The sequence below is a fragment of the Pseudomonas triclosanedens genome (assembly GCF_026686735.1).
Classification (GTDB): domain Bacteria; phylum Pseudomonadota; class Gammaproteobacteria; order Pseudomonadales; family Pseudomonadaceae; genus Pseudomonas; species Pseudomonas triclosanedens.
In genome coordinates this window covers 2934112-2956073 of the sequence record NZ_CP113432.1, presented here as the reverse complement: position 1 = coordinate 2956073, position 21962 = coordinate 2934112, and the positions used below count along the sequence as shown (strand labels likewise).

Below are 21962 nucleotides of genomic sequence, written 5' to 3'. Positions count from 1 at the left end.
TCCACCCATCCTACGGCTGATCACCGACAGATCGCCGACCAGGCCCGCCCCGACGAAAGCCACCCCAGCTCGGGAATGACCGGCATGGCAAGTTCGTAGGATGGCGTGGAGCGCAGCGATACCCATCGAGGCCCGCGCAATTGTGTTGATGGGTATCGCAAGCTCCCCCCGCCCTACGGCTGATCACCAGCAAATCGCGGACGAGGCATCACCGGTTCACCAGCGTGCCGCAAGGAACTCCGCCACCCGTCGGTAATACCCCTCCACCTCCGGCACCAGGTTGGCCATGCGCAGGAAGTCGTGGGTCATGCCGCAACAGCGCTCGGCCTCCACCTCCACGCCCTGCTCTACCAAGGCCTGCGCGTAGGCCAGGCCTTCGTCCAGCAAGGGGTCGAACTGTGCAGCGAACAGCAGCGCCGGCGCGCTGCCCTGCAAGACGGAGCCCCCATGCAGGGGCGAACAGCGCCAGTCACTGCGCTGCGCAAGGTCCGGCACGTACTGATCATGGAACCAGTCCAGGCTGGCGGTTTCCAGCAGATAACCTTCGGCGAACAGTTCCCGGGACTCGCTGCGGCCGGCGGCATCCGTGGCGGGATAGAACAGCAGTTGCGCGCAAGGCTGATCGGCGGCCTCACCGGCCAATTCGGCGCATAGCACGGTGGCCAGCGTGGCCCCCGCACTGTCGCCGCCCACCGCCAGGCGACGCGGGTTCAGCCCAAGACTCCGCGCGGCGCCCGACAGCCAGTGCCAGGCGTCCCGGGCATCGTGGGTGGCCGACGGGAACGGTGCTTCCGGCGCCAGTCGATAGCCCACGGAGATCACCGCGCAGTCGCAATGCCGAGCCAGCCCCCTGCACAGCCCATCGTGGGAATCCAGGCTGCCTACCGTGTAGCCGCCGCCGTGGAAGTACAGGATCGCCGCATCTCCGGACGCCACCGGCCGATACAACCGCACCGCCAGCTCACGGCCATCGCGCGCGGGTATATGCAGATCCTTCACCGGCATCGATGGCGCACCGGCCCTGAGCGATGCGGAGGACGCCTCGAAGTCCTCCCGCGCCTGCGCCACCGACAATTCGTGCAGCGCCGGGCGACCGCCACGGCGGCCGTCATCGACCATGTCCAGAAACGCCGAAATCTCCGGGTGCAACATACCAACCTCTTTCAGGAACGCATTCATACTGTGGCTTTCTCCGTGCGGGCAGCGCCTTCGACCTGCGCGCAGCAGTGGCCGATCACCCCGTCCAGCTCCGTGCGCAGCTTCGCCATCAACGCCTCGATGCGCGACGGGCGGAACACCCGGCGGCTGAACATGCAGCGCAGCGTCAGTTCGCCGTCGTAGACCTGGCCGACGATCTCCAGCCAGTTGTTCATCGGCGTGCTGGCGGCATAGGTATCGCCGGGCTTCTCCTGCAAGGGTACGAACAGCGCCTTGTCGTCGAAGCTCTGGTCGAACTGGCCGAGGTAGTTGAAGGTGACGCGCGGTTCGGCGCGGGCAGCGAGCTGGCGGCGCAGCGCGCTGTCGCCCAGGTAGCGCAGCGCGCCGTAGCCGATGCCCTTGTCCGGTACCGCGCGCAGTTGCTGGCGGATCGCCGGGATGGCCTGGGCGTAATCGCCCTGCCCCGGCGTCAGGCGCAGCGGGAACAGGCTGGTGAACCAGCCCAGGGTGCGGCTGTGGTCGACCTCATCGAGAATGTCCTCACGGCCGTGTCCCTCCAGTCCGATCAATACCGACTCGCTGTCGCACCAGTCACAAAGAGTGCGCCCCAGGGCGGTCAGCAGCAGGTCGTTGATCTGCGTGCGGTAGGCCTCCGGCGCCACCTTCAGCAGGCGCTGGGTCTGCTGGCGGTCCAGGCGCAGGAACAGTTGCTCCATGTGCGCCATGCGCTCGGCACCACGCGGGTTGTCGCGCTGCGGCTCGCCCAGGCCAGAGGCTTCGGTCTGCTCCAGCCAGTACGGCAGGTCGGCTTGCGCCAGTTGACTATTGGCGTACTCGCGCAGGCCCTCGGCCCATGCGCGGTAGGTACTGGTGCGCTCCAGGCGAGGCGCCGGCCCGCCAGTGAGCTGCGCGGTGTACCGCTGTTGCAGCTCTTCGAGCAGGATGCGCCAGGACACCCCGTCCACGCCCAGGTGATGGATCACCAGCAACAGGCGCTGGGTGCCGTCGGCCATATCGGTGAGCACCCCGCGCAGCAACCGGCCTTCGGCAAGGTCGAGGCTGCGTTGCGCCTGGTTGGCAATCAGCAACGCCTCCCCGGCATTGGACGCCTGACGCTGCCAGAGCAGCGCTCCGGTGATCTCGCTGGCCTCGCGCAAGCGCTGGCGCCACTGGCCGTCAGCCCCTCGCTCAAACGCCAGGCGCAAACTGCCGTGCTCGGCCAACAGGCCTTGCAGCGCCGCCTCCAACGCGTCGCCGTCGAGACGCTGGCGGCACTCCAGCAGCACCGCCTGGTTGAAATGGTTCGGTTGCTCCAACCGCTGTTCGAACAGCCATTGCTGAATCGGCACCAGGCCGAAGGATTCGCCGTCGTCGGCCTCTGCCACCACGTCTGCCGGCGCCGCCTCGGGCACAGTCCCGGCGCGCTCCAGCAGGCCGGCGATGGTCTGGTATTGCAGCAGGTCACGCAGGCGGATTTCTACTTCTTCGCCCAGCGCCTGGCGAGCGCGGGAGACGATCTGCAGACTGAGGATGGAATCGCCGCCCAGATCGAAGAAGTTGTCGCGGATGCCCACGCGATCCACTTGCAGCACATCCTGCCAGATGTCCGCGAGGGCCCGCTCGCGCGCGTTGCGCGGCGCCTCGTAGGACTCGCCCTGCCAGGTCGGCTCAGGCAGGGCCTTGCGATCGATCTTGCCGTTGGGCGACAGGGGGAAGCGCTCAAGCCGCAGAATCTGCGCCGGCACCATATAGTCCGGCACCTGCTCGCGGAGGTAGCTGCGCAGCGCATCGCCCTCCACCTCACCGACAACGTAGCCCACCAATTGCTTGCCGCTGATGCCGTCGCGGGCCACCACCAGCGCCTCGCTGACCTGCGGGTGGTCCTGCAGGCGCGCTTCGATCTCGCCCAGTTCGATGCGGAAGCCGCGAATCTTCACCTGGTGGTCGATGCGCCCAACGTAGTCGATCACGCCGTCGGCGCGGCCACGCACCAGGTCGCCGGTGCGGTACAGGCGACCACCCACGGCGCCAAACGGATCGGCGACAAACCGCTCCGCAGTCAACCCGGCGCGCTGGTGGTAGCCGCGCGCCAGGCCGTCGCCACCTATGTAAAGCTCGCCGGCCACGCCAAGCGGCACCTGGCGCAACTGCTCATCGAGGATGTACAGGGTACGCGCGCCAACGCCCTTGCCGATCGGCGCATAGGCGGCATCGCAGGCGGTGGCGCGGCCGGCCTTCCACAGCAGCGGCGTGACCACGGTTTCCGTAGGGCCGTAGCCATTGATCAGGTACTCTGCCCGCAGCGCGCGCCTGGCCAGTTCGAAGCTGGCGTTGGGCACCGCGTCGCCGCCGAAGCAATAGATGCGCACCGGCGGCGGATTGCCGTCGCGCAGGGCGTGCTCGGCCAGTTGTTGCAGGTACACCGGCGGGAAGGCCGCCACGCTCACCTGCCGCTCGTGCAGTACGCGATAGGTCTGCTCCGGCGTCCACAGCTCGTCACCGCGCAGCACGAGGCTCCCGCCGTGCACCAAGGTCGTCAGCCAGCGCTCGTGGGCGCCGTCGAAAGCGAAGGACATGAAGTGCAACTCGCGGGTCGCCGCATCCATCCTGTACAGCTCGCCGATGGCAGCGCAGTGCATGGCCAGCGGGCCATGACTGACCGCCACGCCCTTGGGCTTGCCGGTGGAGCCGGAGGTGTAGATCAGGTAGGCAAGGTTTTCCGGCTCCAGGGCCACCACGGGCAGGTCGCAGTCTTCGGCGGAAAGATCGATGCCGTCCATTTCGAGGCAGGCCACATCCGCCGGCAGCGGCAAGCGTTCGCGCAGGTGGCTGTCGGTGATCAGCAGCGCAATGCCGGCGTCGGTCATCTGGAATGCCAGGCGCTCGCGGGGATACTCGGCATCCAGCGGCACGTAAGCGCCGCCTGCCTTCAGCACCGCCAGCAGGACCAGCGGAATGCGCACACCGCGCGGCAACGCCACACCGACACGTACTTCCGCGCCGACGCCCAGGGCCATCAGGCGATGGGCCAGGCGATTGGAGTCGCGCTCCAGCGAGGCGTAGTCGATCTCGTCGTCACCGCAGATCAGCGCGGTTTCGCTGCCGCGCAGAGCCGCCTGGCGGGCGATGGCCAGGTGCACCGGTTCCGCTGGCGGCAATGGCTGGTGCGGGCCGCGACAGGCGGCAAGAGCTGCGCGGTCGCTGACCGACAGGCACTGCAACTCGCCGAGGTGCTTGCCGGCACCGTGCAGCAGGCTGTCCAGCACCTGCTCCAGGTTGCCGCGCAGGCGTGCCACGGCTGCGGCAGTGAAATGACTGCGCAGGTACTGGTACTCGATCTCCAGCCGCTCCCCCACGCGCACCGCGAGGTCCATCGGGATGCTGGTCTCGTCCTTCGACTTCAGTTCGCCGAAACGCAGGCCCCGGGCGCTGCGCAGCACGTCGTCCACCGGGTAGTTCTCGAACACGATGATGCTGTCGAACAGCGCCTGCCCGGCCTGGCCGGCCCAGCGCTGGATGTCGTACAGCGGGGCATGGCCGAACTCGCGCACCGCCAGGTTGTAGTCCTGCAACTCGCGTAGCCAGTCGCCCAGCTTCATCTGCCCGTCCGGTGCCTGGACGATGGGCAGCGTGTTGATGAACAGGCCCAGCAGGCTGTCGGCGCCTGCCAATTGCGTGGGGCGCCCGGCCACGGTGGCGCCGAAGGCCACGCGCCGCTGGCCGGTATAGCGCTGCAGCAGGAGAATCCATGCAGCCTGCACCAGGGTGTTCAATGTCACCCGCTGGCTGCGTGCGAATGCCTTCAGGCGCTCGGTGGCAGTTTCGTCGTAGCGGCTGTATTCCAGGCCGTGGCCGCTGCCTTGCGTCGGGCGCGCCAGGCTGTCGGCGAGCAGGGTCGGCTGGGTCAAGCCCTCCAGCCGCCCACTCCAGAATTCCCGCGCCTGCTGCTGGTCCTGGGCTTGCAGCCAGTGGATGTAGTCGCGGTAGCGGCCCGGCTCGCCCAGTGGTTCGCCGTTGTAGCGCCGCAGCGCCTCGGCGAACAATTGGGCGTTGCTCCAGCCATCGAGCAGGATGTGGTGATGGGTGTAGAGCAACTGGTGGCAGTCATCGGCGCTGCGCACCAGCACCAGGCGCAGCAGCGGCGGCCGCTCCAGCGCAAAGCCACGGCCGCGCTCGGCGGCGGCCAGTTCGTCCAGGGCTGCTTCCAGGTTCTCGCGGCCACGCCAGTCGAGCACCTCCAGCGGCAGTTCGACCTGTTTGTGCACGGCTTGCAGCGGTTGCGCGAGGCCCTGCCAGTGCACGCCTGCGCGCAGGTTGCCGTGGGCATCCAGCGCGGCCTGCCATGCGGCGCGGAAACGCTCCACCTCCAGCCCATGCACCGCCACGCGCAACTGGTTGACGTAGACACCATCCTCGCTGCCGTCCACGCCGTGGAACAGCATGCCCTGCTGCATGGGCGACAGCGGGTAGAGCTCTTCGACCTGCTCGGGGTCCAGGCCAAGCGCGGCCACTTGCGCGGCGTCCGGCGCTGCAATGCCGGCAACGGCGACAGGCGCTTGCATCGATGCGGAATCACCGGCGACACGGGCCAGAGCTTGCAGCGTCTGGTACTGGAACAGGTCCTTCGGGCTGAGGTGCAAGCCGGCGGCGCGGGCACGGCTGACTACCTGGATGGAGACGATGGAGTCGCCGCCCAGCTCGAAGAAGTTGTCGTCGAGCCCCACGCGCTCCAGGCCCAGCACGGCGCGCCAGATGGTCGCCAGGGCTTGCTCGCGCTCGCTTTCCGGTGCGCGGTATGCCCTTTGCTGCAGGCTGAAGTCGGGGTCCGGCAATGCCTTGCGGTCCAGCTTGCCGTTGGGCGTAAGGGGCATGCGTTCGAGCAGGACGATCTGCGCGGGAACCATATAGTCCGGCAACTCATCCAGCAGGGCCGCGCGCAGGTCGCTCTCTATCCGGCCGGTCACGTAGCCCACCAGTTGCTTCACCTGCCCCGCGTCGCGGGCGATCACCACCGCCTCGCGCACGCCGGGCTGGCCGAGCAGGCGCGATTCGATCTCGCCCAGTTCGATGCGGAAACCGCGAATCTTCACCTGGTGATCGATGCGCCCGAGGTACTCCAGCACGCCATCCGCCCGCCAGCGCGCCAGGTCGCCGGTGCGGTACATGCGCACTCCCGGCTCGCTGGTGCAGGGATCGGCGACGAAGCGTTCGGCGGTCAGCCCGGGACGACCGTGGTAGCCGCGCGCCAGCCCGTCACCGCCGATGTACAGCTCGCCGGCCACGCCGATGGGCGCTGGCTGCAACTCGCCGTCGAGGATGTACAGCCGGGTGTTGGCGATAGGCTTGCCAAGCAGCGCGCGGGCGCCCTCGTCGACCTTCCAGGCCGCCGACCAGATGGTGGTTTCGGTGGGGCCGTAGAGATTCCACAAAGCTGCGGCCTGCGCTGTCAGCTTGCCAGCCAGCTCGGCGGACAGCGCCTCACCGCCGCAGAAGAAGCGGCAGCCGCTCAGGCGCGGGAACTCCTCGTGGCCACTGAGCAGGGTCCAGGTGCTCGGGGTCGCCTGGATCACCGTCACGCCCTGCTCCAGCGCCACGCCAAGCAGGCGCGACGGGTCGCGGGCGACGTCGCGGTCCACCAGCACCACGCGGCCGCCGACCAGCAGCGGCAGGTACAGCTCCAGCGCGGAAATGTCGAAGGACAGCGAGGTCAGCGCGAGCACGCGGTCCCGCGCATCCAGGCCGGGTTCGCGGGCCATGCTGAGCATGAAGTTGACCACCCCGCCGTGGCGCACCGCGACCCCCTTGGGCTTGCCGGTGGAGCCGGAGGTGTAGATGACGTAGGCGAGGTCGTCGGGCCGCGCGAGGTTCGGCAGGTCGCTGTCGGCGTAGCCATCAATTTGCGCCCAGTCGCGGTCCAGGCAGAACGTGCGGGCGCCGGTCTGTGGCAGTTCGCCAAGCAGGTGCTGCTGGGTCAGCAGCAGGCGCACGCCACCGTCTTCGAGCATGTGCGCCAGGCGTTCGGCGGGGAACTCCGGGTCCAGCGGCACGTAGGCGCCACCGGCCTTGAGCACCGCCAGCAGCGCCACCGGCAGCTCTACCGAGCGCTCCAGCGCGACGCCGACGCGGCTGTCCGGGCCGACGCCCTGCGCGCGCAGCCAGCGCGCCAGGCGGTTGGCGCGGCGGTTCAACTCGGCGTAGCTGAAGCGGCGCTGCCCGTCAGTCACTGCCATGTCGTTCGGCGAGCGCTGCACCTGCTGCTCGATCAGTTGGTGCAGGCAGGCGTCGCGCGGGTAGTCCATCGCGGTGGCGTTCCAGTCGTAGAGCAGTTGCTCGCGCTCGCTGCCGCCCAGCAGCGGCAGGCGCGCCACCGGGCATTGCGGGTCGCCCACGATGCCGTGCAGCAGGTTGAGGAAATGCTCGCCGAGGCGCGCGATAGTCGCCGCGTCGAACTGGTCGGTGGCGTACATGAACTGTCCGCGCACCTGGCCGTCGCGGCTTTCCTCGGTGTTCAGGGTCAGGTCGAACTTGGCGATGCCGCCGTCCAGCTCCAGGCTTTCCAGCTGCAGGCCGCCGGGCAGCTCGCGCAGGGCGTCGCGGCGGCTCGGCTGGTGGTTGCAGGCCACCTGGAACAGCGGGTTGTAGCTCAGGCTGCGCTCGGGTTGCAGCGCATCCACCAGTTGCTCGAACGGCAGGTCCGGATTGGCCTGGGCGCCGAGCACCGCGTCGCGGGTGCGGGCGAGGAAGGCGGTGAAGGATTGGTCGCCATCGATGCGCGCCGACAGCACCTGGGTGTTGACGAAGAAGCCGATCAGCCGCTCGCTCTCGGGGCGGCCCCGGCCGGCGATGGGCACGCCGACGCGCAGCTCGCGCTGGCCGCTGTAGCGCGACAGCAGCAGCTGGTAGGCCGCGAGGATCAACATGAACAGCGTGGCGCCCTGCCCCCGCGCCAGTTCGCGCAGGGAGTCGCCGAGCGCGCGAGGCAGTTCGAAGTCCAGCGTGGCGCCGCGATAGCTCTGCACCAGCGGACGCTGCCGGTCGCCCGGCAGTGTCAGCAGCAGGGATTCATCGCCCAGCCGCTCCTTCCAGTACGCCAGTTGCCGCTCTCCCTCCCCGGACGCCAGCCACAGGCGCTGCCAGCGGGCGATGTCGCTGTACTGGACGGGCAAGGCTTCCAGTTCGGCCTTGGTACCTCGCACCTGGGCGCTGTAGAACGCAGCGAACTCATCGATCAGCACGCCGATGGACCAGCCATCGGCAATGATATGGTGGAGGTTCACCAGCAGCAGCGCTTCACCCGGCAGACGCGCCAGGTGCAGGCGCAGCAGCGGGCCGTCGGCGAGGTCGAAGGGGCGCTGGGCACAATCGCTGAGCCATTGCCGTGCCCCGGCCTCGCTGCCGAAATCCTTCGCCTCCAGATGCGCCGGGCCCGGCGGCAGGATGCATTGCATCACTTCGCCTTCTGCCTCCACGCCCGGCCCACCTTGCGGCGGATGACGCTGCGCGTCATGCGCCCTACCAGAGAGCTCCTCTGCCGTGCGCGGAACCTTGCCGGCCGGCTCCCGTAGGGCGCATAACGCGTCAGCGTTATCCGCCGAGGAAGCGTGCCCGGACTGCGCCGCGCGGAACACGGTACGCAGGCTTTCATGGCGCGCGATCAGCGCGGCGAAGGCCTGCTCCAGCGCGCCCTCGTCCAGAGTGCCGCGCAGGCGCACCGCAGCCGGGATGCTGTAGGCGGCGCTGTGCGGCTCCATCTGCCAGAGGAACCACAGGCGCGCCTGGGCTGCCGACAGCGGCGCGCGCTCGCGCCCCTCGCGTAGGATCGGCAGGCGCGAAAGGCTCACGCCTTTCTCGCGGAGCTGGCGCAGGAAGATCACTTGCTTGTCCTCGGGAAGCGCACCAAGGCGCTCCGCGACCTGTTTCAACTGGGCGTCCATCGGGTGCGTCATTACAGGTTCTCCAGCTCGCCGAGCAGCTCGTCCATCAGATCCAGTTCCTCTTCCGCGCTGGCGGAACTCGCTCGCTGGGCCTCGATCCAGGCGGCCTGCGCCGCAATGTTGCTCAGCTCGAACAGGCGGTGCAGTGGCAGCTCCAGCCCCAGGCGCTGACGCAGCGTCAGGCCGACCTGGGTGAGCAGCAGCGAATGGCCGCCCAGTTCGAAGAAGTCATCGTGCAAGCCGACGCGGTCCACCTGCAGCACCTGCTGCCAGATACCGGCCAGTTCGACTTCCAGATCGCTGCGCGGCGCTACGTACTGGCGCGCACTGCCGCTGAATTGCGGTGTCGGCAGGGCCTTGCGGTCCAGCTTGCCATTGGGCGACAGCGGCATGGCGTCGAGGGCGATGATCCGCGCGGGCACCATGTAGTCCGGCAGCTCGCCTTGCAGCACCTGGCGCAGGGCTTCGGGCTCGGCGCTGGCGACCACGTAGGCCAGCAGCACGCCGTCCCTCGCCACAACCACCGCTTCGCTGACCTGCGGGTGAGCCTGCAGGCGCGCTTCGATCTCACCCAGCTCGATGCGCAGGCCGCGAATCTTCACCTGCTGGTCGAGACGGCCCAGGTATTCGATGGCGCCGTCTTCGCGCTGGCGAGCCAGGTCGCCGGTGCGGTACAGGCGTTCACCGCTGCCGAAGGGATCGGCGACAAAGCACGCCGCGGTCAACCCGGGGCGCGCATGGTAACCGCGCGCCAGGCCCACGCCGCCGATGTACAGCTCGCCGGCCATGCCTTGCGGCACCGGCTCCAGGCGCTCGTCCAGCAGCACCAGGCGCAGGTTGTCGATGGGCCGGCCGATGGGCACCACCTGCCGCGCGTTGTCCTCGTCGCAGGCCCAGAAGCTGACGTCGATCGCCGCCTCGGTGGGGCCGTAGAGGTTGTTCAGCTTCGCACTGCTGCGCTGGCGGAACTGCTGCTGCAGCGCATAGGGCAGCGCTTCGCCGGAGCACATCACCTGCCGCAGCGACGGGCAGCGTTCCAGCTCGCCAGACGCGACGAACGCCTGCAGCATCGACGGCACGAAGTGCAGTGTGGTGACCTGCTCCGCCTCGATCACCTGGCGCAGCGCTGCCGGGTCGCGGTGCGCGCCAGGCGCGGCGACCACCAGGGTGGCACCGGCCAGCAGCGGCCAGAAGAACTCCCACACCGACACGTCGAAGCTGAACGGGGTCTTCTGCAGCACCCGGTCGGCGCCATCCAGCGCATAAGCCTTCTGCATCCAGTGCAGGCGATTGACCAGCGCGCGGTGGCTGTTGCCGGCGCCCTTGGGTTTGCCGGTGGAGCCGGAGGTGTAGATCAGGTAAGCCAGGTTCTGCGGGCTGCCGAGGATGGCAGGGTTCTGCTCGGAGGCCGTGGCGATCTCGCCCCACTGGCTGTCCAGGCACACCATTTCAGCGTTACTCGCTGGCAGGCGCTGCAGCAGGTGCTGCTGGGTCAGCAGCAGGCGCACACCGCTGTCGGCGAGCATGTGCTGCAGGCGCTCCTGCGGGTAGTCCGGGTCCATCGGCACGTAGGCGCCGCCGGACTTGACGATGCCCAGCAAGGCTACCACCAGCTCCACCGAACGCTCGGCTGCCACGCCCACCAGCACCTCCGGGCCGACGCCCTGATCGCGCAGCCAGTGCGCCAGTTGGTTGGCGCGGGCGTTGAGCTGGGCGTAGCTCAGGCGCAGTTCGCCGAATTGCAGGGCCAGCACCTCCGGAGTCGCGGTGACCTGGCGCTCGATCAGCGCCTGCAATTGCATGTCTGCCGGGAACGCCGCCTCGGTGTCGTTGAAGCGTTGCAGCAGTTGGTTGCGCTCGGCATCGGCCAACTGACTGACCCGGCCCAGCGGACGCTCGGCATCTTCCACCAGGGTCAGCAGCAGGTGTTCGAAGTGGCCGCGCAACAGTTCGATCTGGCTGGCGCTCAAGCGGTCGGCGCGGAAGGTGTAGCGCACGTCCAGTTGCTCGCCGGCACTGACGACAAGGGCCAGCGCGTAGTTGGTGCCATCCACCGGACGGTGGCCGAGGATGCGCAGATCGCCGCCGGACGACGACAACGCCGCATCCATCGGGAAGTTCTCGAACACGATGAGAGTGTCGAACAACGCCTGACCGCCGCGCCCTGCCCAGCGCTGGATGTCATACAGCGGCGTGTGCTCGAACTCGCGCACGTCGAGGTTGAACGCTTGCAGCTCGCGCAGCCAGTCTCCGATGTGTTGAGCGTCGTCCGGCGATTGCAGAATCGGCAGGGTGTTGATGAACAGGCCAAGGCTCTCCTCCGCCCCCGGCAGCGTGGCCGGACGCCCCGCCACGGTGGCGCCGAAGGTAACGCTGCGCTGGCCGCAGTAGCGTTGCAGCAACAGCGCCCAGGCACCCTGCACCAGGGTGTTGAGGGTAATGCGCTGGCTCTGGGCGAAGCGCTGCAACGGTGCGGCGGCAAGGCGGCTGTACAGCTCGCGTGGCGCTTCCTGGAGGAAGCCCGCGGCGCAGGCGGTGGACAGCAGGGTCGGCTCGTCGAAGCCTTTCAGGCGCTCACGCCAGAAGGTCTCACCCGCCGCGCCGTCCTGGGCATGCAGCCAGCCGATGTAGTCGGCGTACTGCACGACCGGCGGCGGCAGCGTTTCGCCGCGGTAGAGGGCGAGTACTTCGCCGATCAGCCGCGCGCTGCTCCAGCCGTCCAGCAGCAGATGGTGGCAGGTCCAGATCAGGTGGTAGCGGCGTTCGCCCAGGCGCACCAGCGCCAGGCGCTGCAGCGGCGGCGTGGCCAGGTCGAAGCCGAGGCCGCGCTGCCCATCGGCGATGCCGTCCAGGCTCTGCTCATCCACCGGCCTTCCGCGCCAGTCGATGGACTGCACCGGCAATTGCACGTCGCGCAGGACGAATTGCAGCGGCGCCGAACCCGCATTCGCGAGGAAGCCGGTGCGCAGGTTGGCGTGGCGGGCAATGACGGCCTGCCAGGCGGCGAGCAAGCGAGCCTCGTCGAGGCCGTCCAGGTCGACACGCAACTGGTTGACATAGAGCGGCGAGCCCGGCACATCGAGAGCGTGGAACAGCATGCCCTGCTGCATCGGCGACAGCGGATAAAGGTCTTCCACGCCGGCCGGCAGCGGCAATGCGTCCAGTTGCGTCTGTTCCAGTTGCAGCAGCGGCAGATCAGCGGCCTCCAGCCTGCGCGGCGTGTTCAGGCACCAGGCGACCAGCGCCTGCAATTCGGCGCGCAGCAGGGCCTGGAGTTCGTCGATGTCGGCGGCGTCGAACATGGCGTTGCTGTAGGTGACCTCCAGGCTCAGCTCGCTGCCAAGCACGCGGCCGGTGTAGACCAGTGCGTTACCCAGAGCGGCATCGCGCGGCTGGGTGCGGCCCACGCCCTCGAAGACCGGCAGGAAGTCGGCGTCGGCGAACGCCTGGTCGAGCTGGCCGAGGTAGTTGAAGGTCACGTACGGCGCGGGCAGGTCACGCAGGCTTTCGGCATGCGTGCTCAGGTAGCGCAACAGGCCGTAGCCGATGCCCGCGCGCGGCAGGTCGCGCAGATGCTCGCGGGTGGCGCGCAGGTCTGCGCCCGGCTCGCCGCCGGCTTGCAGGCGCACCGGGTAGAGCGCGGTGAACCAGCCGACACTGCGGCTCAGATCCAGCACCGCCGCATTGTCGAAGGCATCGCGGCCGTGCCCTTCCATCTCGATCAGCGCGCACGATTCACCGCTCCAGGCGCACAGCGCGCGCGCCAGGGCGGTCAGCAGCAGGTCGTTGACCTGGATGCCCTGGGCCTTCGGCGCTGGGCCAAGCAACTGGCGGGTAGTCTCGGCGTCGAGACTGAAGCGCGCGTGGGCGGCTTCCTTCCAGGTAGCAGGGGCGCCGCGGTGGCCGCGATTGAGGGACGGCGCATCGCTCAGTTCGGCTTGCCAGTAGTCGAGCTCCGCTACTACATCTGTGCTGCTAGCGGCCTTCTGCTGGCGCGCGCTCCAGGCCTGGTAGCTATCGCTGCGCGGCAACGCGGCTGGAATACGGCCGGCGTGCAGCTCGCGATAGGCGTATTGCAGGTCCTCCAGCAGGATGCGCCACGACACGCCGTCCACCGCCAGGTGATGGATCAGCAGCAACAGGCGCTCCCCACCATGCTCCAGCGAGACGTGCATGGCACGCAGCAGCGGGCCGTTGACGATGTCCAGGCTGGCCTGGGCATCGTCGCACAGGCGTTCCAGGGTACGCATGCCGGAAGCTCGGCGGCGCCAGAGCAACGTCATGTCGAGCGGGCCGTGGTCCGCGTAACGCTGGCCGCTGTCATCGAAGCGCAAGCGCAGCGCGTCGTGCTGCCCGACCAGCCAGTGCAGCGCGCGGGCCAGGGCATCGACATCCAGCGGCTCCCGGGGTTGCAGCAGCAATGCCTGGTTCCAGTGATGGCGCTGGCCACTCGGCACGCGCTCGAAGAAGCGCGCCTGCACCGGCGACAGAGCCACCTCGCCGCTGACAGTGGCTACCGGCGCGGGTGCCGTGGCGGCAGCCGGCGCGCGGCTTTCCAGCCATTGCGCCAGCTGGCGCACGGTCTGCCGTTCGAAGAGTTGCCTGGGGCTGAGCTTGTAACCCAGTTTCCTGATGCGCGCGATGATCTGCAGGCTGAGGATCGAGTCGCCGCCCAGCTCGAAGAAGTTGTCCTGCGCACCGACATGCTCGACCTTCAGCACCGCCTGCCAGATATCGGCGATACGCTGTTCCAGCTCGCTCAGCGGTTCACTCTCCGCAGGCTTGGCAGCGGTTTCGGCACGCGGCAGTGCGTGGCGGTCGACCTTGCCGTTGGCATTCAGCGGCAGGCGCTCCAGCAGGATCAGCTGCGCCGGCATCAGATATTCCGGTAGCTCGATGGCCAGTTCCTCGCGCAGGCTCTCCACGCTCCGGCCATCGGCCACGGCCCATGCCATCAGGCGCTGCGGACCGTCGTTCTCGCGCTCGGCCAGGGCCACGGCATCGCGCACGCCCGGCAGGCGCTTGAGCGCTTGCGCCAGCTCCCCCGGTTCGACGCGGTAGCCGCGAATCTTCACCTGGTCGTCGATGCGGCCAAGGAACTCCACCTCGCCGCGACGGTTCAGGCGTACACGGTCGCCGCTGCGGTACAGGCGCTCGCCTTCGATCTCCACGAAGCGTTCCGCGGTCATCTCCGGCAGGCCGAGATAGTCCAGCGCCAGACCGGCGCCACCGATGTACAGCTCGCCGGGTACTCCCGGCAGCAGGTCGCGACCGTTCTCGTCGAGCACGCGGATGGCGGTGTTGGCCAGCGGCGTGCCAATGGGCAGGCTGCCCGCCGGCAGGTCGTCGTGCAGCGCCCATTCATGGGTCAGCACACCCACCGTGGTTTCGCTGGGGCCATAGTGGTTGACGATGCGCAGCGTGGGCGACAGCTCGCGGATCGGCTGCAGCAGCGCATGGCCGCAGGCTTCACCGCCCAACACCAGCAGGCGGCGCGGCAGCACGGCGGCAGCATCGGGGGCGGCGGCGAGCAGGCCGGCGAGGTGGCCGGGGACGATTTTCAGCACGTCGACGTTGCGCATGAATGCGGCGAATCGCTCGGCATCGGCCACTGTCCCGGCGTCGGCCAGGTGCAGACGCGCACCGCCGCACAGGGCACCGAACAGCGTGGTATAGCCAAGATCGGCGGCCACCGAGGAGACCACTGCCATACCCAGGCCCTTGGCGCGTCCCTGGTCCAGTTGCAGGCGCTTGAGCACGGCTTGCACATAGTTGGCCAGCGCGGCGTGGCTGACGCGCACGCCCTTGGGCTGGCCAGTGGAGCCGGAGGTGAAGATCACATACGCCGCCTGCTGCGGATCGATGTGCAGCGCAGGCGCAGCATCGCTGCCCTGCTCCGGGCCGCCAGCCGGCACCCGTGTGGCGGCGGCGCCGAAGGTTTCCAGCAGCCCGGCATCGCTCACCAGAACACGGCAGATGCCGCTGTCGCGCAGCAACTGGCGCAGGCGCTCGGCCGGTTGCGCCGGGTCCAGCGGCACGCAGGTGGCGCCAGCCTTGAGCACGCCCAGCAGCAGGAGTACCCATTGCGCGCCGCGCTCCTGGCAGATCGCCACGCACTCGCCCGGCTTCACGCCGTTTTCGATCAGCAGGCTGGCCAGACGATTGGCGCGGCGGTCCAGTTCGGCATAGCTGTAGCGGACGCCATCATCCTGCACGGCGATGGCATCGGGCTGTCCGGCCACCTGGGTGGCGAACAGGCCGAGAACAGTCTGCTGCGGCCACTGCCGGGCTTCGCCGCGGCGCCGCGAGGCCAACGGGCACGGCAGTTCGCCGAGGGCCCGCTGCGGCTCGGCGCACAACTGGCGCAACAGCGCCTCGAACTGGCCGGCAATGGCGGCAACGCTGTCTTCATCGAACAGATCGCGGGCATAGACGAAGCTGCCGCGCAGCTCATCGCCGGGCTGGCCGCTGGCATCCAGCGCCTCGGCCATGTCCAAGGCGAGGTCGAAGCGCGCGCCGTACTGTTCTTCGCTGAACAGCTCCAGCTTCAGCGCGCCGGCATCGGGCAGGCGGCTGACGTCGAAGCCGAAGTTGAACTTCACCTGCACCAGCGGGTTGTGGGCCAGGCTGCGCTCGGGTTGCAAGGCTTCCACCAGTTGCTCGAACGGCAGGTCCTGGTTTGCCTGGGCGCCCAGGGCCACGGGTTTCAGCCGCGCCAGCAGCGCGGCGAAGGACTCGTCGTCCGCCACTCGGCAGGGCATCACCTGGGTGTTGACGAAGAAGCCGATCAGGCCTTCGGTTTCCAACTGCTGGCGGTTGGCGATGGGTACGGCGATGCGCAGGTCGCGCTGGCCGCTGTAGCGCTGCATCAGCACGGCGTAGGCGGCCAGCAGCAACATGAACAGGGTGACGTCCTGCTCGCGGGCGAGCCGCTTGAGGCGGCGGCCCAGGCCGGCATCCAGGCTGAAGCCGAGGCTGCCGCCACGGTAGCTCTGCACCGCGGGGCGCGGACGGTCGGCGGCCAGTTCAAGAACCGGCGTTGCGTTACCGAGCAGCCCGGTCCACCAGCTCAACTGACGCTGGCCCTCATCGCCCGCCAGCAGTTCACGCTGCCACTGGGCATAGTCGGCGTACTGCACCGGCAGTTTCGGCAGTTCAAGTTCCTCACCCACGGCGAAGGCTCCGTAGAGGCGGCTGAACTCGTCCACCAGCACGCGGATCGACCAACCGTCGGAGACGATGTGGTGCATCGTCAGCAGCAACACGTGGTCGGCGTCGGCCAGCTTGAGGAGGATCAGGCGCAGCAGCGGGCCGTTGCGCAGGTCGAAGGGACGCTGCGCCTCTGTCTCCGCCAGTTGCCGCGCGGCGGCTTCGGCGTCTGATTCAGCGGACAGATCGACCCGCGCCAGATCCAGGGCCTGCGCCGGCTGGATGCGCTGGAAGGCCTGACCGTCCACCTCGCCGAAGGTGGTGCGCAAGGTCTCGTGGCGCGCCACCAGGGTGTCGAAGGCACGGCGCAGCGCGGCCTCGTCCAGAGGGCCGCGCAGGCGCAGCGCGCCGGGCACGTTGTAGGCGGCGCTGGCTGGCTCCATCCGCCAGAAGAACCACAGGCGGCTCTGCGCGGCGGACAGCGGGAGGTCGCCGTCGCGGGCCACGGCACGCAGCGATGGGCGGGTGCCGGGCGCAAGGTTGCCGACACGGGCGGCGAACTCATGCAGGCGGCTGGCTTCGAACAGGTCGCGCAGCGGCACATCGCAACCCAGGTCGCGACGCAGGCGGGAGACAACCTGGGTAGCCAGCAGTGAATGGCCGCCCAGGTCGAAGAAGTCGTCCTCGCGGCCCACGCCCGGTACGCCGAGCACATCGGTCCAGACGGCGGCGATGCTGCTTTCCAGCCCATCACGCGGCGCTTCGGCAGTGCTGGAGGTTTCCTGCGGTTCGGGCAGTGCCTTCCGGTCGATCTTGCCGTTGGCATTGAGCGGCATTTCATCGAGCACGAGAATGCGCCACGGCACCATGTAGTCCGGCAATTGAGCCCGCAGCGCGGCTTTCAGGGCCTCCTCGACGAGGCTTTCGCCGCTTGCGTAGCCCAGCAGGCGCTTGCCGCGCTCGCTGTCGCGGGCGATCACCGCCGCTTCGCGCACGCCAGGCAGCGCACGCAGGCGCGCTTCGATCTCGCCCGGCTCGATACGGAAGCCACGGATCTTCACTTGCTGGTCGATGCGGCCGAGGTAGTCCAGCGCACCGTCTTCCCGCCAGCGCACACGGTCGCCGCTGCGGTACAGGCGAAGGCCGTCGGCACAGGGATCGGCGACGAATCGTTCGGCTGTCATCCCGGCGCGCTGGTGGTAGCCCCGGGCGAGACCGTGACCGCCGATGTACAACTCGCCGGCCACACCCCTTGGCAGCGGCTGCAAACGGTCGTCGAGGATGTACAGGCTGCGCTCGCCGACCACCTCGCCGATCGGCGCGTAGGCGGCACCGCACGCGGTACGCGCGTCGGCCTTCCACAGCAGTGGCGTAACCACGGTTTCGGTAGGGCCGTAGCCGTTGATCAGATGTTCCGGCTTCAGTGCCCGGTGCGCCAACTGGTAGGCCGACTCCGCCACCGCGTCGCCGCCAAAGCAGTAGATACGCATGCTCGGCACATGGCCATGTTCCAGAGCCTGCTCGGCCAGTTGTTGCAGGTAGGCCGGCGGGAAGGCAGCGACGGTCACTTCATGGCGGCGCAACTGCCCCAGGGTCTGCTCCGCGGTCCACAAGGCGTCATTGCGAATCAGCAGACTGCCGCCGTGGGACAGCGCGGTGAGCCAGCGCTCGTGGGCACCATCGAAGGCGAAGGACATGAAGATCAGCTCACGGTCGGCGGCGCTCATGGCATAGCGCTGGCCGATGGCGTGGCAATGCGCGGCGATCTCGCCGTGGGCGACGGCTACGCCCTTGGGCTGGCCGGTGGAGCCGGAGGTGTAGATCAGGTAGGCGAGATTCTGCGGCTGGATACGCAGCAGCGGACGCACCGCCGGGGCGTTGCCGAGGTCGGCCTCTTCCAGCACCAGGCGCTCGACGCCGGCGGGCAGCGGCAGGGTTTCCGCGAGCGCGGCGTTGGTCAGCAGCAGCTCGACGCCAGCGTCCTGCATCAGCCAGGCCAGGCGCTCTGCGGGATAGTCCACGTCCAGCGGCAAATAGGCGCCGCCGGCCTTCAGCACCGCGAGCAGAGCCAGCGGAATATCCACGCCACGGGGCAACGCCACCGCCACCCGGCGCTCCGGACCGATGCCGAGCTGGACCAGACGCTGCGCAAGACGGTTGGAACGGTCTTCCAGCTCGGCGAAGGTCACTTCGCGCTGCTCATCGATCAGCGCCACCTTGGCCGGATGGCGGCGGGCCTGGGCGGTGATGGTCTCGCTGAGCGCCTCGAAGGCTGGCGCATCACCAGCCACGGCGATGCGCCAGTCGCTGGTTGGCAGCCAGTCGCGGGCGTCCAGCACGGCATCGGCATCCAGCCTCGGCAACGCCCGCAGCAGGTCGAGGAAGTGCCCCGCCAGGCGCTGCATGCCGGTCTCGGCGTAACGCTCGCGGGCATAGCAGAAGCTCAGACGCAGGCTCTGTTCGCCTTCGCGGACGCGCAGCACCAAGTCGAAGGGGGTTTCCAGGTCAAGCTGTTGCAAGGCTTCCACGCTGACGCCCGGCAGGCCGTTGCCGGCGAGCGGCTGCCACTGGTGGTCGAAGGCGACCTGGCACAGCGGATGGCGGCCATGCGCGCGCTCGGGTTGCAGCGCCTCGACCAGTTGTTCGAACGGTAGGCCCTGGTGTGCCTGGGCTTGCAGCAGGTCGTCGCGCAATTGGCGAAGCACACCGCGCAGGCTGGCGCCTTCGGGCAGCTCGCTGCGCAGCACCAGCAGGTTGACGAAGAAGCCGACCAGGCGTTCGCTATCCAGTTGCTCCCGGCCGGCCTGGGTCAGGCCAATGCGCAGGTCGTGCTGGCCGCTGTAGCGTTGCAGCAGCAGGTTGTAGGCGCCGAGCAGGAGCATCGGCAGCGTTGCGCCGTGGGCCTGGGCCAGTTGGCGCAGGCGGCCGGTCAGTTCGGCATCGACATCCAGCTCGATCAGCGCGGCACGCAGGCCATGCTCGCCGGCTTTCGTTTCAGGCAGGCCGAACGGCAGCTCCAGCGGCGCGTGCTCGCTGCCCAGGCGCTCGCGCCACCATTGCAGCAGGCGTGCGCCCTCTCCCGCTTCCAACGCGTTGCGCTGGGCGACAGCGAGGTCGAGGTACTGGCGCGGGAGAGTCGGCAGCACCGGCTCGCGCTGTTCGACGATGGCCCGGTAGCACTCGGCGAACTCGTCCAGCAGCAGGTTCAGCGACCAGCCATCGGCGACGATGTGGTGCACGCACAGCAGCAGGGCCTGACGTCCACCACCGAGATTCTGCAGGCGCAGGCGCAACAGCGGGCCGGTGGCCAGGTCGAACGGCTGCGCGGCGAAGCGCTCCGCGTCTTCGCGCACGGCGACGTCGCGGCGGGCGTTGCCCAGGGAGCTGAAATCGCTTTCGCTCAGCTCGACCTGAGAATCGTCGGCCAGGCTCAGCGCTACCTCGCCATCGGCCTGCTCGACGAACCGACTGCGCAGCGTCTCATGGCGGCCCAGCAATTGGGTGAACGCCTGCTCTACCGCCGGCCGGCGCAGCTCGCCGCGCAGGATCATGCGCCCGGCGATGTGGTAGACGGCGCTTTCCGGCGCAAGCTTCCAGAGGAACCACAGGCGGCGTTGGGCCGGCGACAGCGGCAGCAATCCGGCACGCGATACCTGGGGCACGGCCTGGGTTTCGCTGACGTGCAGCGCCGCCAGCGCGGCGGCGAAGGCACCCAGCTCCGGCGCCTCGAACAACAGCCGCAGCTCGACCGCCTGCCCCATGCGCTCGCGCAACCGCGCCATGAGCTGGGTAGCCTTGATCGAGTTGCCACCCAGGGCGAAGAAGTTGTCATCGCGGCGGATCGCCGGCAGCTCCAGCACTTCGCTCCACAGCGCGGCGATGGCTTGTTCCTGCGCAGTCAGTGGCGCGACCGGCCTGGCGCTCGCGCCGTCGCTGATCGGCTCGCCGGCCCGCTGGATGGCGTAGGCCTGGATGCTGCCGTCGAGCAGTTGGGCACGGCAGGCGGAGCGTTGCAGTTTGCCACTGGAGGTCTTGGGCAGCGCGCCGGGTTCCAGCAGCGCCACCACCAGCGGTGCTTCCTGGAAGGCTTCCGCCACAGCAGTGGAGATGGCCTTCGCCAGCGCCTCGGCGGAAACCAGCTTGCGCACGCTGCGCCCGACCTCGGCGGCGATGCCGATGCCTTCACGACCCTGGTGCTCGATGGCGAAGGCCGAGACACGCCCCTTGCGCACCAGGTCCACCTCTTCCTCGACACAGCGCTCCAGGTCCTGCGGGTAGAGGTTCTGTCCGCGAACGATGAGCATGTCTTTCAGGCGGCCGGTGACGAACAGTTCGTCGTTGTGCAGGAAGCCCAGGTCGCCGGTGCGCAACCAGGTGTGGCCGTCCTTCTGAACAAAGGTACGCGCGCTGGCTTCCGGGTTGCGCCAGTAGCCGAGGGCGACGCTGGGGCCGCTGCTCCAGATTTCACCGACGCGATCCGGGCCGAGTGTTTCGCCGCTGAGCGGGTCGACCAGCCGGATGTCGTGATCGGGCTGGGCGCGACCACAGTTGATCAGCGCGGTACCACGCCCCGGCCGGGCGATGTTCTCGCCCAGGGCGTCGAGGTCCACTTCCAGTTGGCCGATGCCTTCGCCACGCACGCCGCCGGTGACGAACAGGGTCGCCTCGGCCAGGCCGTAGCAGGCGTAGAACGCCGACGCGTCGAAGCGCGCCGGGGCGAACCAGGCGGCGAAGCGTTCCAGGGTGTCCTGGCGGATCGGTTCGGAGCCGGAGAAGGCGAGGCGCCAGCAGCTCAGGTCCAGCCCCTCCAGCGCGCTTTCGTTGACCCGCTCGCAGCACAGGCGGTAGGCGAAATCCGGCCCGCCGCTGATGGTGCCGCCGAAACGGGCGATGGCTTCCAGCCAGCGGCGCGGGCGTTCGAGGAAGTAGCGCGGCGACATCAGTACGCACTCGATGCCGCTGTAGATCGGCTGCAGCAGGCCGCCAATCAGGCCCATGTCGTGGAACAGCGGCAGCCAACTGACGATCACGTCGTCGTCACCGATGCCGAAGCCGTGGCGGATCAACCGCTCGTTGGCCACCAGATTGCCGTGGCTGACCTGCACGCCCTTGGGGGTGGACGTGGAGCCGGAGGTGTATTGCAGGAAGGCGATGTCGTCGGCGGCCAGCTCGGGCATCTGCCACTCGACTGCGAGCGCCGGATCGGCCTGGTCAACGGCCAGCAGCAGCGGGCTGCCGCCGTTGTCGCGCGCACAGGCCGGACGCAGGGCTTCGATCAGGCTCGAGTCGGTAAGCACCAGGCTCGGCTCGGCGTCAGCGAGGATCGAACGCAGGCGCGCCAGGTGCTGCGGGCGTACGGACTCCGGCGGGTAGGCAGGCACGGCGATGATGCCCGCGTAGAGACAGGCGAAGAACGCGGCGACGTAGTCCGGGCCGCTGGGCAACAGCAGCACGGCGCGGTCGCCCTGCCGGCCGTGGCGAAGCATCCACACGGCGAGGGCGCGGGCGCGCTCGTCCAGCTCGCGAAAGCCAACGGATTCCTCGACACCCTCGGCGATGAATCGCAGGGCGGTTTTGCGCGGCATCTCGCTGGCGCGCTGCAGCAGCGCCTCGACCAGGTTGCCTGCGGCTTCGTAGCGGTCGTTCATGACATCACCTGTGCTGTCGGCAAATGGTGGGCATCTGCCGGAAAAGATTTTCGGAAATGGACCTGGGCGCGCG

The 21962-nt window shown here is 68.8% G+C and carries 3 protein-coding genes; all 3 read right to left on the bottom strand.

All coding sequences use genetic code 11. The features are described from left to right. Window positions 1–216: 216 nt before the first annotated feature. Genes OU419_RS13700 through OU419_RS13690 form a run of 3 tightly spaced genes read right to left on the bottom strand, consistent with a single transcriptional unit; the run spans window position 217 to window position 21889 of the window. Window positions 217–1179, bottom strand: a complete 963-nt coding sequence (locus OU419_RS13700) for an alpha/beta hydrolase (RefSeq protein WP_254474293.1) — start codon at window positions 1177–1179, stop codon at window positions 217–219. Continuing rightward, on the bottom strand, window positions 1176–9104 hold the full coding sequence (locus tag OU419_RS13695) for a non-ribosomal peptide synthetase (RefSeq protein ID WP_254474295.1): 7929 nt from the start codon (window positions 9102–9104) through the stop codon (window positions 1176–1178). Before OU419_RS13695 ends, OU419_RS13700 begins: the two co-directional genes overlap by 4 nt. Further along, window positions 9104–21889, bottom strand: coding sequence for a non-ribosomal peptide synthase/polyketide synthase (locus tag OU419_RS13690; protein ID WP_254474297.1), 12786 nt, complete (start codon window positions 21887–21889; stop codon window positions 9104–9106). Before OU419_RS13690 ends, OU419_RS13695 begins: the two co-directional genes overlap by 1 nt. Window positions 21890–21962 lie beyond the last annotated feature (73 nt).